At 63.5% G+C, this 16,291-nt stretch carries 16 protein-coding genes; 10 read left to right on the top strand and 6 right to left on the bottom strand.

The features are described from left to right. Positions 1 to 10: 10 nt before the first annotated feature. Positions 11 to 1,003 (top strand): BMP family ABC transporter substrate-binding protein, encoded by a 993-nt coding sequence (locus tag VGO04_RS05270; RefSeq protein WP_327494913.1) that lies wholly within the window; start codon positions 11 to 13, stop codon positions 1,001 to 1,003. A gap of 83 nt (positions 1,004 to 1,086) precedes the next feature. On the opposite strand, the gene VGO04_RS05265 is transcribed toward VGO04_RS05270, so the two are convergent. Both VGO04_RS05265 and VGO04_RS05260 read right to left on the bottom strand, forming a co-directional pair. Then, on the bottom strand, positions 1,087 to 1,296 hold the full coding sequence (locus VGO04_RS05265) for a SlyX family protein (protein WP_327494911.1): 210 nt from the start codon (positions 1,294 to 1,296) through the stop codon (positions 1,087 to 1,089). A gap of 61 nt (positions 1,297 to 1,357) precedes the next feature. Then, positions 1,358 to 2,095 carry a sulfate transporter family protein gene (locus VGO04_RS05260; protein WP_327494912.1) on the bottom strand — a complete coding sequence of 246 codons (738 nt, stop codon included), beginning with the start codon at positions 2,093 to 2,095 and terminating at the stop codon, positions 1,358 to 1,360. A gap of 209 nt (positions 2,096 to 2,304) precedes the next feature. On the opposite strand from VGO04_RS05260, the gene VGO04_RS05255 reads away from it, so the two are divergent. Genes VGO04_RS05255 through VGO04_RS05245 form a run of 3 tightly spaced genes read left to right on the top strand, consistent with a single transcriptional unit; the run spans position 2,305 to position 5,296 of the window. Next, on the top strand, positions 2,305 to 3,666 hold the full coding sequence (locus tag VGO04_RS05255) for an amidase (protein ID WP_327494910.1): 1,362 nt from the start codon (positions 2,305 to 2,307) through the stop codon (positions 3,664 to 3,666). Then, positions 3,663 to 4,574, top strand: coding sequence for an ROK family protein (locus tag VGO04_RS05250; protein ID WP_327494909.1), 912 nt, complete (start codon positions 3,663 to 3,665; stop codon positions 4,572 to 4,574). Before VGO04_RS05255 ends, VGO04_RS05250 begins: the two co-directional genes overlap by 4 nt. Then, positions 4,571 to 5,296, top strand: a complete 726-nt coding sequence (locus VGO04_RS05245) for a copper homeostasis protein CutC (protein WP_327494908.1) — start codon at positions 4,571 to 4,573, stop codon at positions 5,294 to 5,296. The genes VGO04_RS05250 and VGO04_RS05245 overlap by 4 nt, the downstream gene beginning before the upstream one ends. A gap of 129 nt (positions 5,297 to 5,425) precedes the next feature. Here the strand turns inward: VGO04_RS05245 and nagA are convergent, their stop codons facing one another. From nagA to VGO04_RS05225, 4 genes are read right to left on the bottom strand one after another with little or no spacing between them, the layout of a single operon-like run. After that, positions 5,426 to 6,586 carry an N-acetylglucosamine-6-phosphate deacetylase gene (gene nagA, locus VGO04_RS05240; RefSeq protein ID WP_327494907.1) on the bottom strand — a complete coding sequence of 387 codons (1,161 nt, stop codon included), beginning with the start codon at positions 6,584 to 6,586 and terminating at the stop codon, positions 5,426 to 5,428. Beyond that, complete coding sequence (locus tag VGO04_RS05235; RefSeq protein WP_327494906.1) at positions 6,583 to 7,605, bottom strand: SIS domain-containing protein; 1,023 nt, start codon at positions 7,603 to 7,605, stop codon at positions 6,583 to 6,585. The genes nagA and VGO04_RS05235 overlap by 4 nt, the downstream gene beginning before the upstream one ends. 32 nt (positions 7,606 to 7,637) lie before the next feature. Beyond that, positions 7,638 to 8,402, bottom strand: coding sequence for a GntR family transcriptional regulator (locus VGO04_RS05230; protein ID WP_327494905.1), 765 nt, complete (start codon positions 8,400 to 8,402; stop codon positions 7,638 to 7,640). Continuing rightward, positions 8,399 to 9,283, bottom strand: a complete 885-nt coding sequence (locus VGO04_RS05225) for an N-acetylglucosamine kinase (protein WP_327494904.1) — start codon at positions 9,281 to 9,283, stop codon at positions 8,399 to 8,401. Before VGO04_RS05225 ends, VGO04_RS05230 begins: the two co-directional genes overlap by 4 nt. A gap of 199 nt (positions 9,284 to 9,482) precedes the next feature. On the opposite strand from VGO04_RS05225, the gene VGO04_RS05220 reads away from it, so the two are divergent. The 6 genes from VGO04_RS05220 to VGO04_RS05195 all read left to right on the top strand — a co-directional run bounded on the left by VGO04_RS05220 (position 9,483) and on the right by VGO04_RS05195 (position 15,929). After that, positions 9,483 to 10,379, top strand: a complete 897-nt coding sequence (locus VGO04_RS05220; protein ID WP_327494903.1) for an N-acetylmuramic acid 6-phosphate etherase — start codon at positions 9,483 to 9,485, stop codon at positions 10,377 to 10,379. A 56-nt stretch (positions 10,380 to 10,435) separates the two neighbouring features. Beyond that, entirely contained in the window at positions 10,436 to 11,695 is a 1,260-nt protein-coding gene (locus VGO04_RS05215) for an ABC transporter substrate-binding protein (RefSeq protein ID WP_327494902.1), read from the top strand. A gap of 356 nt (positions 11,696 to 12,051) precedes the next feature. Then, complete coding sequence (locus VGO04_RS05210; RefSeq protein WP_327494901.1) at positions 12,052 to 13,002, top strand: sugar ABC transporter permease; 951 nt, start codon at positions 12,052 to 12,054, stop codon at positions 13,000 to 13,002. 11 nt (positions 13,003 to 13,013) lie between these two features. Continuing rightward, positions 13,014 to 13,853, top strand: a complete 840-nt coding sequence (locus VGO04_RS05205; RefSeq protein ID WP_327494900.1) for a carbohydrate ABC transporter permease — start codon at positions 13,014 to 13,016, stop codon at positions 13,851 to 13,853. Beyond that, complete coding sequence (locus VGO04_RS05200) at positions 13,850 to 14,914, top strand: Gfo/Idh/MocA family oxidoreductase (RefSeq protein WP_327494899.1); 1,065 nt, start codon at positions 13,850 to 13,852, stop codon at positions 14,912 to 14,914. The genes VGO04_RS05205 and VGO04_RS05200 overlap by 4 nt, the downstream gene beginning before the upstream one ends. Before the next feature lie 13 nt (positions 14,915 to 14,927). Beyond that, positions 14,928 to 15,929 carry an ABC transporter ATP-binding protein gene (locus VGO04_RS05195; protein ID WP_327494898.1) on the top strand — a complete coding sequence of 334 codons (1,002 nt, stop codon included), beginning with the start codon at positions 14,928 to 14,930 and terminating at the stop codon, positions 15,927 to 15,929. Positions 15,930 to 16,291: the final 362 nt, after the last annotated feature.

The following is a 16,291-nucleotide window of genomic DNA, read 5'->3' as shown; positions in this document are numbered from 1 at the left end:
GGGCTGCACGATGAAAAAAACCATTCTCGGTCTCTTTGCCTTTTCGATGATGTCCGCGACGGCTCTGGCCGCCGACATCAAGCCGGCGATCATCTACGATCTCGGCGGCAAGTTCGACAAATCCTTCAACGAGGCTGCCTTTAACGGCGCCGAGAAGTTCAAGACGGAAACGGGCGTCGAATACCGCGAGTTCGAAATCGCCAACGATGCACAGCGCGAGCAGGCGCTGCGCCGCTTTGCCAGCGACGGCAACAGCCCGATCGTCATGGCCGGCTTCAACTGGGCGGCTTCGCTCGAGAAGATCGCGCCGGAATATCCGGATATCAAGTTCGCGATCATCGACATGGTCGTCGAGAAGCCGAACGTCAAATCGGTCGTCTTCAAGGAACAGGAAGGCTCCTACCTCGTCGGCGTTCTCGCTGGTCTCGCTTCGAAGTCGAAGACCGTCAGCTTCATCGGCGGCATGGACGTTCCGCTGATCCACAAGTTCGCCTGCGGCTACGTCGGCGGCGCCAAGTCGACCGGCGCTGACGTCAAGGTTCTCGAAGCCTACACCGGCACGACGCCGGACGCCTGGAACGACCCAGTCAAGGGCGGCGAAATTGCCAAGTCGCAGATCGACCAGGGTTCGGATGTCGTCTACCACGCCGCTGGCGGCACGGGCGTCGGCGTCCTGCAGGCAGCGGCAGATGCCGGCAAGCTCGGCATCGGTGTCGATTCGAACCAGAACGGCCTGCAGCCGGGCAAGGTTCTGACCTCGATGCTGAAGCGCGTCGACGTCGCCGTCTATGAAGCCTTCACGGCTGCCAAGAACGACAAGTTCGAGTTCGGCATTTCCAACCTCGGCCTCAAGGAAGATGGCGTCGGCTACGCGCTCGACGACAACAACAAGGCTCTGGTCACGCCCGAAATGCTCGATGCGGTGGAAAAGGTGAAAGCCGAAATCATTGCCGGCAAGGTCCAGGTTCACGACTACATGAGCGACGAAGCCTGCCCCTACTAAGGCTCGCCGTCAGGTAACAGAAAGGCCGCCGGTTCGTTCGACCGGCGGCCTTTTTCTTTTCTCGTCTTGTCGCTGTACCCGGCTCAATAATGCGGCGGCCTCGTGATCGCCGGCGCTTCGAGCGATTGCTCCTCGAGCGACAGAAAACGCTCGGTCAGCCGGTCGAGCTTGGCGCGCGTCTGCTCCACCACCTTCCATTGCTCGGCGAGCTGATCGGAAAGCTCCTCGATGGTCTTTGCCTGGTGGGCCACCGTTTCCTCGAGATGGGTGATCCGTTCGTCCGTCTTGCTCATGTCCGCAAACTCCATTTGCCGGCAGATTGGCCATGGCGAGTGTCAAGTCAAGCAAACTGCTTTACGCCCTCGCGGCAGCGCCGCCCGCCAGCGAAAATCCAGGATCCTTTGCCGAGAGCCTTTTGTGCAGATGGACCATCAATCCCGCAGCAAAAAGCGGTGTCAGCAGGTTGATGAAGGGCACCGCCAGGAAAGCCGCAAGCAGAAGGCCGGCGAGAAACACCGTCGAGCGATGCTTGGCGCGGAAGAGCCGCGCCTCGGCCGGCGGGCGATAACGCATCGCCGCGAACTCGAAGAATTCCCGTCCGAGCAGATAGCCGTTGACGAGAAAGAAGGCGACGAGATTGACGCCCGGAACGAGCAGCAGGAAAAGCGCCACCAGGTTGCCGAGGATGACGACGCCGAGGAACTTCAGCGATCCGGCAATCGCCTCGCCGAGCGGCAACGGCCGGCCCTGCGGCTCGTTCGGATAGTCCCGCTTCTCGATAACCTCGGCGACGTCGTCGAGAAAAAAGCCGGCAATCAGGGCGGTGACAGGAGCCAGAAGCAGCGCCAACGCCAGCGCCAGTCCAAGGCTCGCGAAGATGCCGACGACAAATGTGAGCCAGCCGGCCCATACGGGCGTGCCCGGCATCAGTGTGTCGATCCACGGCAGCGCCAGCCAGACGAACAGTTCGCGCACGGCAAACCAGAGCGCGACGAGCGCGAGGATCGTCAGCCCAAGCACCTTCCAGAAGACCGAGCGGGTCTCCGGCGCAAGCAGATTGGCAAGCGAAAGCCGTGCCGCGTCCAGTATCATCATCGCTCTCCAGTATGGGACAGGGTTCGATGACGCATGTAGGCAGAGGCGCTTCCGCCGACAAGGCATTCCCGGCACGGCCAGCGTCTTTATGCAAGATTCATCCGACTGGTCTATGTCGAGCATGGAAAACGCCAATGGCGGCGATATTCTAGAACACGTGGGTGATTGCCGACGACAGGCAATGACGGTGACGCGCGGAGGATGACATGACAAGACCAACAACACTCGCCAGCCTCTCGGTGCTCGTGCAGGAGGGCAAGCTGGACCCCGTCGATCTCGCCGAGCAAACCTATCAGGCCATCAATGCGCATGGCGACCATGCCATCTTCACCGAGCTTACGCGTGATCGTGCGAAGCGCGATGCCGAGGCCGCATCGCGCCGGCTCAAGGCGGGCCGGTCGTTCGGCCTGCTCGACGGTCTGCCGGTTGCCTGGAAAGACCTGTTCGACATGGCCGGCAGCGTGACAACCGCCGGCTCGACGGTTTTGAAAACGAACGCCCCGGCAACAACCGACGCGCCTGTTGTCGCGGCCGTCGCGGCTGCCGGCATGGTCAGTGTCGGGCGCACCAATTTGAGCGAGTTCGCCTTCTCCGGCCTCGGCATCAACCCACACTACGGAACACCGAGAAATCCCGCCGCGACCGACGTCGAACGCATTCCGGGCGGTTCGTCCGCAGGCGCGGGCGCGGCCGTTGCGGCCAGGCTGGTGCCAGCGGCCATCGGCACCGACACCGGCGGATCGGTTCGCATCCCCGCGGCATTCACCGGTATCGTCGGCTACAAGGCGACCCGCGGCCGCTACGCCATGAAGGGCATCTTTCCGCTGGCGGAAAGCCTGGATTCGCTCGGGCCGCTCTGCCATACGGTTCAGGACGCAGTCTGGGTCGACGCTGCCATGCGTGGGCTGACGGCACCGACCGTGCGCCGCGCCGACCTTTCGGGCGTCGCGCTGGTGATCCCCGAAACAGTGGTGTTCGATGATGCGGAACCGGAGGTGGTCGAAGCCTTCGAGGATGCGATCAAGCGGCTCGAAAAGGCCGGCGTCACCATCAGCCGGCGCGCTTTCCCGAGTTTCTCCGCCATCTTCGGGCTGATGGCCCGCCACGGTGCGCTGGTGACGGCGGAAGCCTACGCGCTTCACCGCCAGCGGCTCGCCGGACCCGAAGCCAACGCCATGGACCCGCGGGTCGTCGCGCGAACACGGCTCGGCGAAAAGATCACCATGCCCGACTACATCGCCCTGCTCGACGCCCGCGACCAGCTGATCCATGAAACCGTGGAGAGTCTGAAGCCCAACGAGCTCATCGCCCATCCGACGCTGCCGCATGTGGCCCCGCCGATCGCGCCGCTGATTGCAGACGACGAGCTGTTCTTCAAGACCAATGCCAAGACGTTGCGCAACACCTCGATCGGCAATTTCCTGGACTTCTGCGGCGTCTCCATTCCCTGCGGGCTGGGAGCAGCCGAGATGCCCGTGGGCCTCCAGCTTGCCGCCCCGCATCACCAGGACGACCGGTTGCTTTCGGTCGCGCTTTCCGCCGAAGCGATCATCCGGGGTGAGGCATGATCGTCTGTTTCGACATCGGCGGCTCGGCGATCAAGGGGGCGATCGTGCATTCGCGCGAGCGGATCTTCCCGCTGCCCCGTCGAGCAACCCCGCTCACCAACTTCAGCCAGTTCGTCGAGGTTCTCGAATCGGTGCTCGACGAAGCCGGCGGCCACCCGGACTGCGTGGCGATCTCGATCACCGGCGTCATCGATCCGGAGACGCGACGGATCAAATGCGCCAACATTCCCTGCATTGACGGGCGCGAACTGGTGGCCGAACTCGAAGCGGCGCTGCACCTGCCGGTCAGGATCGCCAACGACGCCGATTGTTTTGCGCTGGCTGAAGCAGGCGCCGGCGCCGGTCGCGGCCACCGTATCGTCTTCGGTGCAATCCTCGGCACCGGTGTCGGTGGCGGCCTGGTGATCGATGGCCAGCTGATCAACGCCGACGGTGGCTTTGCCGGCGAGTGGGGGCACGGACCGGCGATCGCGGCCGAGGCCGGCAACCCGCCGATTGCCATTCCGCCCTATGACTGCGGCTGCGGCCAACGGCGTTGCGTCGATACGGTCGGCGGTGCGCGTGGTCTGGAGCGCCTGCACCAGACGGCGCATGGCAAAACGCTGTCGAGCCATGAGATCATCGAAGCGTGGCAGGCAGGCGATGCGGAGGCGAAGCGCACGGTCGAGCTCCTCGTCGATCTGGTCAGCTCGCCGCTCGCGCTCGTGATCAACATCACCGGCGCGACCATCGTGCCGGTCGGCGGCGGTCTGTCGAATTCCGACGAATTGCTCGCCGAAATCGATAAAACGGTGCGTAGCCGGGTTCTGAGACAATTCAACCGCCCGCTGGTGGTGCGCGGCGAATGTCGGGTCGAGCCCGGCCTGATCGGCGCCGCACTGCTCGGCCTCGGAGAGGAAAAAGCATGAGTGACATCAAACTGGAAGTCTGCGTCGATGACGCCGACGGGCTTTACGCTGCGATCGAGGGCGGCGCCGACCGGATCGAACTCTGCGCAGCCCTCTCCGTCGGTGGCCTGACGCCCAACCCCGGGCTGATGGCGCTGGCCGGCCCGCCGGCCGTGCCCGTCTACGCGATGATCCGGCCGCGGCCGGGCGATTTCGTCTTCTCGACCGGGGATCTCGACGTGATGCGGCGCGATATCGACGCGGCGCGTGCGGCCGGTCTCGCCGGCGTGGTGCTCGGCGCCTCCCTTGCCGACGGCAGCCTCGATGCGGCGATGCTGACCAAGCTGACCGGGCACGCGGCCGGACTTGGCATGACGCTGCACCGCGCTTTCGACCTCGTTCCGGAATTCGGCGAGGCGGTGGAGATTGCCGTCGAACTCGGTTTCGAGCGCATCCTCACCTCGGGCGGCGAAAGAAGCGCGCCGCAGGCAGCCGATCAGCTCGCCGAAATTGTCGCGCTCGCAAAAGGAAGGCTATCGGTGATGCCGGGGTCCGGTGTCACGCTCAATACCGTCGACGCACTCCTTGAGCGGGTGACCGTGAAGGAGGTTCACTCCTCGTGCTCTATTGGTGAGCCGGCTCACGATCGGCGACTTGTCGACATGGGCTTCGTCTCGGCCGAACGGCGCCGCACCGATGTCGCGACGGTGCGGGCGATGAAGGCGAAGCTCGCGTCCCGCTAACATGCTGATGATGTCGCGCCTCTCAAAAATCGCGGGGCGCACTGTAGCCGCTGCCCGAAATGATTAAGCCCCGGAAAGCGATTGCGCTGTCCGGGGCTTTTATTTGGTGGCAATTGCTAGGTCTGCCGGTCAGGCCGTGTAGACCTTGGTGCCGCCGATCCAGGTGGAGCCCATGGCGAGTTCCGGCGTCAACAGCACGAAATCGGCATCCGCGCCGGGCTTCAGGCGTCCCTTGTGGGTGGCAATCCCCATGGCGTCGGCCGGATAGGCGGAAGCCATGCGCAGCGCTTCCTCGACGGGCAGGCCCAGCTTCTCGTGCACGAAGCGGACCGACGACAGCATGTCGATGTCGGCGCCGGCAAGCGTGCCGTCGGCAAGCGTCAGTCGACCGCCTTCGCGCAAGATCTCACGGCCATTCAGCTGGAAGCTCTTCATGTCGGTACCGATCGGCGACATGGCGTCGGTGACGAGGAAGATCTGGCCGGGACCAACCTTCGCACGCAACGCCACGCCCATGGAGGCGGGCTCCACGTGGTAGCCATCGGCGATCAGCCCCGCATGCAGCGTGCCGGTGGAAAGTGCGGCGCCAACGACGCCGGGCTCGCGATGGCCAAGACCGCTCATGGCGTTGAACAGATGCGTGACCGTGCGGGCGCCCGCCTTGGCATAGGCAACGGCAGTGTCATAACCGACATCCGTATGGCCGAGGCTGACGACGGCGCCGGCATCGGCAAGTGCTCGCACCTGCTCCTTCGTGGCGTTCTCCGGTGCAACCGTCACCATCAGCACACCAAGCGCCTTGGCGCAGTCGAGCATCTCGGCGAGATCGGCGTCATCCATCGGGCGGATCAGCTTTGGATCGTGCGCGCCCTTGCGCGCGACCGAAAGATGCGGGCCTTCGAGATGAAGTCCGAGGAAGCCCGGCACGTTTTGTGCCTTCGCTTCAAGGCCGGCCTTGATCGTTGCGGCGCGAACCTCGCGCGTGTCGGTGATCAGCGTCGGCAGAAGCGCCGTGGTGCCGAACTTGGCATGGGCCGAACAGATCTGCCGGATGCTCTCGACGGTCGGCTCCTCATTGAGAAGCGCGCCGCCGCCGCCATTGACCTGCAGATCGATGAAGCCCGGCACGAGCAGCATGCCGTGCGCATCGACTTTTTCGGCATCAGCCGGAGCGTCAGCCGCAGCCACGATCGCCTTGACGCGGCCCGCCTCGATCACGAGGGCGCAACCATCGTGCCATTCGACGCCGTCGAACAGGCGGGCGCCGGTGATTGCCTTCCTCTCGCTCATCTCGTCTCCGTCACCTTCTTGAGGCTCGCCGGCGCGTCGGGGTTGAGACCGCGCGAGCGCGACCAGGCCTCGACAAAGCCGTAAAACGGCAGGATCAGCGTCAGCGCGTCCGTGATCGGATGGCCCGTCTCGACGAACGGCAGGCGCTTGGCCTTGGCAGCAAGACCGGATGTAACATGCACCACCGCGCCCTTTTCCGCCATGCCGTCGGCAATGCCGGCAACCGAGGTTTCCGCGGCGTCGCGCGCAGCAAGCGTCAGCACCGGGAACTTGGCGCCGACCAGCGCCACCGGACCGTGCAGCACTTCGGCGGCCGAATAGGCTTCCGCATGCATGCCCGAGGTTTCCTTGAACTTGAGTGCGGCTTCGCTGGCGATCGCCAGTGCCGGGCCGCGGCCGAGCACGTAGAGCGATTCGGCCTCGCCCAGATCGTCGGCAAAGGCCTGCCAGTCGAGCTTCACCGCCTTGGCAAACTGGTTGGGCAGATCGGCGACCGCGCGCTTGAGGTCGGCGTCGCCGGTCCACTCGCCGAGCACGGCAAGGCCCGCAACGATCGAGTTGACGTAGGACTTGGTAGCGGCGACCGCGATTTCTGGGCCGGCGAGAATGTCGAGCGGGTTGGTGCAGGCCTCCGAAATCGGCGAGGGCAGCGTGTTGGTGAGCGCGATGGAGACCGCGCCGGCATCGGTTGCGGCCTGTGCCATGGCGACGATGTCGGGGCTCTTGCCGGATTGCGAAATCGCGATGGCCGCTGCACCGCCGAGCTTCAGCTTGGCGCCATAGATCGAGGCGAGCGACGGGCCGAGCGAGGCGACCGGGCGACCGGCCTGCAACTCGATCGCGTATTTCAGGAAGAGTGCTGCATGGTCGGACGAGCCACGGGCGATCGTGACCAGGAAGGCAGGATCCTTGGCGCGCAGAGCCGCGCCCGCGGCCTTCAGTTGATCGGCGGAACGCTCCAGCAGGCGCGCTGCGGCTTCGGGGATCTCGTCGATTTCTCGGCGCATGTTGGTCTGCATGGTCAATTCCTTTCTTGGCGGGGCCGTCGCACTTAGGATTCCGACAGCGTCAGTTCCGCGACAAAGTCATAGGCATCGCCCCGGTAGAGCGAGCGGGTGAATTCGACGACGCGTCCCGATGCGAGATAGGAGACACGTTCGATGGAAAGGCCGGCCGAGCCGACGGCAACGCCGAGCATCGAGGCATCCGGATCCTTGATGTTGCAGGCAGAAATGCGCTGTACGGCGCGAACCGGGCGCGAGCGCGTCTTGTCGAGCGCCGAATAGAGCGACGAGGTGACGGCCAGCGGATCAGGCAGAAACTCGGCCGAAATGCTGGCGCGCTCGATTGCAAGCGGCATGTCGTCGGCAATGCGCAGGCGGCCAAGGCGGGCAACCAGCGAATCCGCGGGCAGACCGAGCGCCATCATCTCGTCAGGCGAGGGATGGAACAGGCCGCGCTCCAGCCAGCGGGCGTGCGTGTTGAGGCCGCGGCGGGCCATGTCTTCCGTAAACGAGGTGAGACGCGACAGCGACTGCTGTACCTTGGAGACCGGTTTGACGACGAAGGTGCCCGAACCGTGGCGACGAACCAGCAGTCCGTCGCGGACGAGATCGTCCACCGCCTTGCGCACGGTCACGCGGCTGATATTGGCGTAGTCGGCAAGGTCGCGCTCCGGCGGCAGCGCGTCGCCATGATTGAGCTTGCCCGACTGGATCGCATCTTCGAGCGATTGGCGCAGTTTCAGATAGAGCGGGCCCGAGCCTCCGGACTGCAGGCCCTCGAGCGGCAGAATGGATGCGAGCTGATGCGTCATGCGCCTGCCCTCGCCTGAGCACCGAAGCGCTGCGCGGCAACCGCGACGGCCCCGGTCAGCGCATCGGCTTCCGCTTCCACGATGAGCTTCTGGTGGCGTTCAGAAAGCCACGGGCGATAAAGCGGCGCCAGTCCGCCAAGCAGGCAAAGCCTCTCGCTTCCCCGTGCGACCACAACGTCGAGCGCTTCGTCCACGGTGAGGGCTGCGGCCTTCAGGATGCGCACGGCAACGGGATCGCCGGCAACAGCCCCTTCGAAGACACGCGGAGCATAGCGACCGAATTCGCCGGGCTTTGCCAGTCGGGCAAAATCGACGACATCGCGCGGATCATCGTTGAACTCTGCCATGACGGATGCGGTGACATCAGAGCCTTCACGTATGTTATCGAAGGCAAGCAGGCTTTCCTGGAGAAGCGCGTGGCCGATGCGTGCGCCGCTGCCGTGATCGCCGATGGTAAAGCCCCAGCCGCCGATATAGCTCACGGCCTCGCCCTGGCGCAGGATATAGATGGTGCCGGTGCCAAGGATGGCGACCGCGCCATCCTGATTGCCGAGCGCGCCCTGAAACGCGATCAGGCCGTCCGATTCGATATCCGCGGCGGCAAACGGCAGGCGGCGCTTCACGTAGTGAACGGCATCGCCAACATTGTGTCCGGCCACGCCGACGATTGCCTTTGCTGACGCTATGCCCTGGGGATCGAGGCCAGCCTCTTCGAATGCGGCGCGTGAGGCTTCCGTAATGTTGGCGAGTGCCGTTTCCGGATCGGTCAGGATATTGGCAGCCCCTGCCTTGCCGCGCCCGAGGATGCGTCCATCGACCGAAGCCACGGCAGCCCGGCAGCTCGTTCCGCCGCCGTCGATTCCTATCAGGTAATTTGTCATGAGCACCTCCGCACATTGAGGATACCAAAAAAATACCAATAACCAAGCCTGAATCCATCCGCACTTTCGATTTCATTGCAATACGTTGAATTTTATAGGCTAATTTAGCTGATTTGTTTTTTCGGACGCCAAAAGTTAAATTCCGCTGGACAATTGGTATTTTTTTGGCATTAATTTCAACCGAGAGGAGACACGACCCATGCCGTCAGTGAAGACCGAAGAGCGTCACGACAACGCCAAGGGCCTGGATCTCATGCATCCGGCGCTAGCGCTTCGCATGCTCGCATCCGGGCAACAGGCCGCCGCCAAGGCGGTTGATGGCGCAATTGAGTCGATCTCCGCGGCCGCCTCGATCGCGGCGGAAAGCCTTTCGTCCGGCCGGCGTCTCGCCTATGCCGGCGCCGGCAGCTCCGGGCTGATGGCGATGGCCGATGCGCTCGAACTGCCCGGCACCTATGGTATTGCCCAGGATCAGATCGTCATTCTGCTCGCCGGTGGCGCTGCCAGCCTCGCCGACCTTGCCGGCGGCTACGAAGACGATATGAATCTGGCGCGCGAGGACGTTCGCAAGGCCGGCCTCGGCGCGGGCGACTGTCTGGTTTCGGTTTCCGCCAGCGGCTCCACGCCTTACGCACTCGCGGCGGCCGACGAGGCTCGCAAGCTCGGCGCCAAGGTGATCGCCGTCGCCAACAATCCGGGCGCAGCGCTCTTCAAGGACGCCGATGTCGCGATCCTCCTGCAGACGCCGCCGGAAGTGATCTCCGGCTCGACCCGCATGGGTGCCGGCACGGCGCAGAAGATCGCCTTCAACATGTTTTCGACTCTGGTCGGCATTCATCTCGGCCACGTGCTCGACGGCCACATGGTCAACCTGCGCGCCGACAACATCAAGCTGCACGGCCGCGCAATCCGCATCGTCACCGACATTACCGGTATCAGCGCCGCCGAGGCCGGCCGGCTCATCACCATGGCCTCAGGCTCGGTCAAGGTAGCGATACTTCTCGCCTCGGGCGCGAAGGACGTCACGGCGGCGGAGGCAGCTCTGAAAGAGACCAAGCAGAATCTGCGCCGGGCGATCGACATCGTCTCGGCCTGACAAAAGACTGGGATTCAAACCGCGCCAAAACGGCGCACATAAGAGGGAGAAGCTAAATGACCCGTACGACTATCAAGGGGCTGCTGCTTGCGTCGAGCATTCTCGGCTCGGCCGGTCTGGCGCACGCCGAGGACGTGACGCTGACCATCGAAAGCTGGCGCAACGACGACCTCGCCATCTGGCAGGAAAAGCTGATCCCGGCCTTCGAAGCCAAGAACCCGGGCATCAAGGTCAAGTTCGCCCCGACGGCGCCGACCGAGTACAACGCCGCACTCAACGCCAAGCTCGACGCCGGTTCCGCAGGCGACCTCATCACCTGCCGTCCGTTCGACGCCTCGCTCGAACTCTACAACAAGAAGCACCTGGCCGACCTCACGGCACTTCCGGGCATGGAGAACTTCTCGCCGGTTGCCAAGTCCGCCTGGACGACGGACGATGGCTCGGCCACCTTCTGCGTGCCGATGGCTTCGGTCATCCACGGCTTCATCTACAACAAGGACGCCTTCGACCAGCTCGGCATCCAGATCCCGACGACGGAAGCGGAATTCTTCGCAGCCCTCGACAAGATCAAGGCCGACGGCAACTACATCCCGATGGCGATGGGCACCAAGGATCTCTGGGAAGCCGCGACCATGGGCTACCAGAACATCGGCCCGACCTACTGGAAGGGTGAAGAAGGCCGCGCCAAGCTGATCAAGGGCGAAGAGAAGCTGACCGACGCTGCCTGGGTCGAACCCTACAAGGTGCTGGCCAAGTGGAAGGACTACCTCGGCGACGGTTTCGAAGCCCAGACCTACCCGGACAGCCAGAACCTCTTCACGCTCGGCCGCGCTGCCATCTACCCGGCCGGCTCGTGGGAAATCGGCCTGTTCAACACCCAGGCCCAGTTCAAGATGGGCGCCTTCCCGCCTCCGGTTAAGAACGCCGGCGACGCTTGCTACATCTCGGACCACAACGACATCGGTGTCGGCCTGAACGCCAAGAGCCCGCATGCCGAAGAAGCCAAGAAGCTCCTGACCTGGATTTCGTCGCCGGAATTCGCCGAAATCTACGCCAACGCGCTGCCGGGCTTCTTCAGCCTGAACTCGACCCCGGTGAAGATGGCCGATCCGCTCGCTCAGGAATTCGTCTCCTGGCGCGAAAAGTGCAAGCCGACGATCCGCTCGACCTACCAGATCCTGTCGCGCGGCACGCCGAACCTCGAAAACGAAACCTGGGTCGAATCGGCCAACGTGATCAACGGCACGGATACGCCGGAGGTTGCTGCCGAAAAGCTGCAGAAGGGCCTCGACGGCTGGTACAAGCCGGCGAAGTAAGACTGACGTAAGCGCAACAGGTTCCCTCCCCTTGCCGGGGGAGGGTCGGCCCTCCCCACCGCGCGTCACGGACGCGCAAACAGCACCTCGGATCGCATGATCCCAGGGATGCGGGCAGGGACCGGGCGGGGCGACATGCCGGATGTGGCACTCCCCCAGCCGAAGCGTCACCGGCCTCCCAGAGTGGGAGGCCACCGACGCAGTCGTTTGCAAAAGAACGCGATAGACTTAACCTTCGTCATGAGCCCCCACCAAGGGCAGATGGCATACGGCGAGACCGGCCGTGTGGCGTCGGAGCGCATCGTGATCGCAATTGTGATTGTCTGGGGAACCGGTCTTTAGAAACGGATGGACCAATGAGTGACGCTCTTTCAGTGCAAGACGGACAGCCGACCGCAAGGCGGCCGAAACGCTGGCACATCCTCGTCTTCCTGCTGCCGGCCTTCCTGATCTATTCGGCGGTCATGATCCTGCCTTTGATCGAGACGCTCCGGCTGTCGCTGTTCAACACCGTTGACGGCCAGTCGACCTTCGTTGGCCTCGCCAATTTCCAGACACTGTTCGGCGACGAGCGCTGGGCGCACGACTTCTGGAACGCGCTGAAGAACAACGTCCTCTTCTTCATCATTCACATGTGCGTGCAGAACCCGATCGGGGTTGCGCTCGCCGCGATGCTGTCGATCCCGAAGCTTCGCTTCGTCACTTTCTATCGCACCGCGATCTTCCTGCCGACGCTGCTCTCCTTCGTGATCGTCGGCTTCATCTGGAAGCTGATCCTGTCGCCGATCTGGGGCGTCGCCCCGTGGATGCTTGATCTTGTCGGCCTGAAGTCGATGTTTGCGCCCTGGCTCGGAAAGCCCGGTTCGGCGCTGATCGCCGTGTCGCTGATTTCGGTCTGGCAATATGTCGGCATCCCGATGATGCTGATCTATGCCGCGCTGCTCAACATTCCCGACGAGGTGATCGAGGCCGCCGAATGCGACGGCGTCACCGGCTGGAGCCAGTTCTGGAAGATCAAGCTGCCGCTGATCCTGCCGGCCATCGGCATCATCTCGATCCTGACCTTCGTCGGCAACTTCAACGCCTTCGACCTGGTCTACACGGTGCAGGGCGCGCTTGCCGGCCCTGATGGCTCGACCGACATTCTCGGCACGCTGCTCTACCGCACCTTCTTCGGCTTCCAGCTGCAGCTCGGTGACCGCTCGATGGGCGCGACCATCGCCACGGTGATGTTCCTGATCATCCTTGCCGGCGTGTCGCTCTACCTGTTCGTCATTCAGCGCCGCATGCGCCGCTACCAGTTCTAAGGAGACCGGCGATGTCGAAAGCACGCGATTCCATTCTCCGCACCGGCTTCGTGCATGTGGCGCTGATCGCCTACACGCTCGTGTCGCTGTTCCCGGTGTTCCTGACGATCATCAACTCGTTCAAGGATCGCAATGCGATCTTCCGGGCGCCGTTGACGATCCCGACGCCGCAGACCTTCAGCCTGATCGGCTACCAGACCGTCCTCGGGCAGGGTGATTTCGCCACCTACTTCCAGAACAGCTTCATCGTCACGATCGTCTCGATCGCGCTGGTGCTCTTGTTCGGGGCGATGGCCGCCTTCGCGCTGTCGGAGTACCGCTTCCGTGGCAACACGCTGATGGGCCTTTATCTGGCGATCGGCATCATGATCCCGATCCGGCTCGGCACCGTCGCCATCCTTCAAGGGATGGTCGCTGCCAACCTCGTCAACACCCTGACGGCGCTGATCCTCGTCTACACGGCACAAGGGTTGCCGCTCGCGATCTTCATTCTCTCGGAGTTCATGCGAACGGTCTCCGATGACCTGAAGAATGCCGGGCGCATCGATGGGCTGTCGGAATACTCGATCTTCTTCCGTCTGGTGCTGCCGCTGGTCCGGCCCGCCATGGCGACGGTCGCGGTGTTCACGATGATCCCGATCTGGAACGATCTCTGGTTCCCGCTGATCCTGGCGCCGGCAGAAGCCACCAAGACCGTGACGCTCGGTTCGCAGATCTTCATCGGCCAGTTCGTCACCAACTGGAACGCGGTTCTGGCAGCGCTCTCGCTCGCCATCCTTCCGGTCCTCGTCCTCTACGTCATCTTCTCGCGGCAGCTGATCCGCGGCATTACGGCAGGAGCAGTCAAGTGAGTGCAAGCAGCAAACCGGTTCGGGTCCTCGTTGCGGGGCTCGGCAACATGGGGCGCAGCCACGCGCTCGCCTATCACAACAATCCGGGCTTCGAGATCGTCGGCCTCGTCAATCGCTCGAAGGTGCCGTTGCCGGAGGAACTGAGCGGCTACACGATCCACCCCGATTTCAAAACGGCACTTGCCGAGCTGAAGCCGGATCTCTGCTCGATCTGCACCTATTCGGACAGCCACGCGGACTTCGCGGTGATGGCGTTCGAGGCCGGCGCCGACGTCTTTGTCGAAAAGCCGCTCGCAACCACGGTTGCCGACGCCGAGCGCGTCGTCGCGGCTGCCAAGCAGCACGGCCGCAAGCTGGTGATCGGCTACATCCTTCGCCACCATCCCTCGTGGATCCGGCTGATTGCCGAGGCACGCAAGCTCGGCGGTCCCTACGTGTTTCGCATGAACCTCAACCAGCAGTCGAGTGGACCGACCTGGGAGACGCACAAGTCGCTGATGAAGACGACGTCGCCGATCGTCGACTGCGGCGTGCACTATGTCGACGTCATGTGCCAGATCACCGACGCCAAGCCGGTGGAAGTGCGCGGCATGGGCCTGCGCCTCTCCAACGAGATCGCGCCGGACATGTACAATTACGGACACCTGCAGGTGATCTTCGAGGATGGTTCGGCCGGATGGTACGAAGCCGGCTGGGGGCCGATGATTTCGGAAACCGCCTTCTTCGTGAAGGACGTGATGTCGCCGAACGGCTCGGTCTCGATCGTCATGGACCAGAACGCCAAGTCCGACGACATCGACATGCACACCAAGACCGCGGTGATCCGGCTGCACAATGCCGAAACCGGCCCGGACGGCCGCTTCCTGAAAGCCGACGAGGACCTGAAGATGGACGGCGAGCCCGGCCACCAGGAACTCTGCGACCGCGAACAGGCCTATGTGCTGAAGGCCATCCGTGAAGACATCGACCTCGACCGTCACATGAACGATGCCGTCCAGTCGCTCCGCATCTGCCTTGCCGCAGACGAGAGCGTGCGCACCGGCAGACCAGTCAAACTCTAAAGGGGGCAACCAGGTGGGATCGCTTCAACTCAAATCCATCCGCAAGGCCTATGGTAGCCATGAGGTGCTGAAGGGCATCGACCTCGAGGTAAAGGACGGCGAATTCGTCATCTTCGTCGGCCCGTCCGGCTGCGGCAAGTCGACCTTGCTGCGCACCATCGCCGGCCTTGAGGACGCGACCTCGGGCAGCGTGCAGATCGACGGCACCGAAGTCGGGCACGTCGCACCGGCCAAGCGTGGGATCGCCATGGTCTTTCAGTCCTACGCGCTCTATCCGCACCTCTCGGTGAAGGACAATATGGGGCTTGGCCTCAAGCAGGCCGGCAAGCCGAAGGCGGAGATCGAGGACAAGGTCAGCAAGGCCGCAAGCATGCTGTCACTCGACCCCTACCTCGCCCGTCGCCCGGCCGAACTTTCCGGCGGCCAGCGCCAGCGTGTGGCAATCGGGCGCGCGATCGTGCGCGAACCGAAGCTCTTCCTGTTCGACGAACCGCTGTCGAACCTCGATGCGGCGCTGCGCGTCAACACCCGGCTCGAGATCGCCAGGCTGCATCGCAGCCTGAAGGCGACGATGATCTACGTGACCCACGACCAGGTGGAGGCGATGACGCTCGCCGACAAGATCGTCGTCCTCAATGCCGGCCAGATCGAGCAGATCGGCTCGCCGATGGATCTCTACAATCGGCCCGCCAACATCTTCGTTGCCGGCTTCATCGGTTCGCCGCAGATGAACTTCATCGACGGCGCGCGGCTCGGCGACGCCAGCGCCAAGACGATCGGCATACGCCCCGAACATATGGCGTTGTCTCGCGAGAGCGGCGACTGGAAGGGCAAGGTGGCGCATGTCGAACACCTGGGCGCCGACACCATCGTCTATATCGATTCCGAACATGTCGGCACCATCACCGTCCGGCTCTTCGGCGAACACCGCTATGCGCCCGACGACATCGTCTATGCCACGCCGATGGTCGGCGCGATGCACCGTTTCGGCGCCGACGACCGCGTCCTCGCCTGATCCATACCGGGGCCGGTCGCCCATCACAGCTCTGTGAAAATCAGCCGCCACGGGACTAAACCACTGTGGCGGCTCATTTATTTTTTGATTCGCCGTCCGCCATGACTCTGTTGCGCTGCAGCGCGATTTAACATACATTTGTGTTTGTATATTAGCTTTCCGGTATTTTCCCAAGCCGATACCGGTTCCGCTTCCCTTCACTTCCGGACCGCACGGGCCCCTTGCAAGACGCACCGGCTGCCTGCGGCCACCGAATATGGACATCGCTATGCGTATGAACCGACCGACACTGGCCGCCGCCTTGGCAACCGCGATTCTTCTTTCCGGTTGCCAGAAAGAGGACGAGCAGCCGGCTGCCGCCG

This window comes from Ensifer sp. (genome assembly GCF_035999185.1).
In the GTDB taxonomy this organism is placed as follows: Bacteria; Pseudomonadota; Alphaproteobacteria; order Rhizobiales; family Rhizobiaceae; genus Ensifer.
The sequence above is the reverse complement of the archived record's forward strand: the minus strand, read 5'-3'. Positions and strand labels throughout refer to the sequence as shown.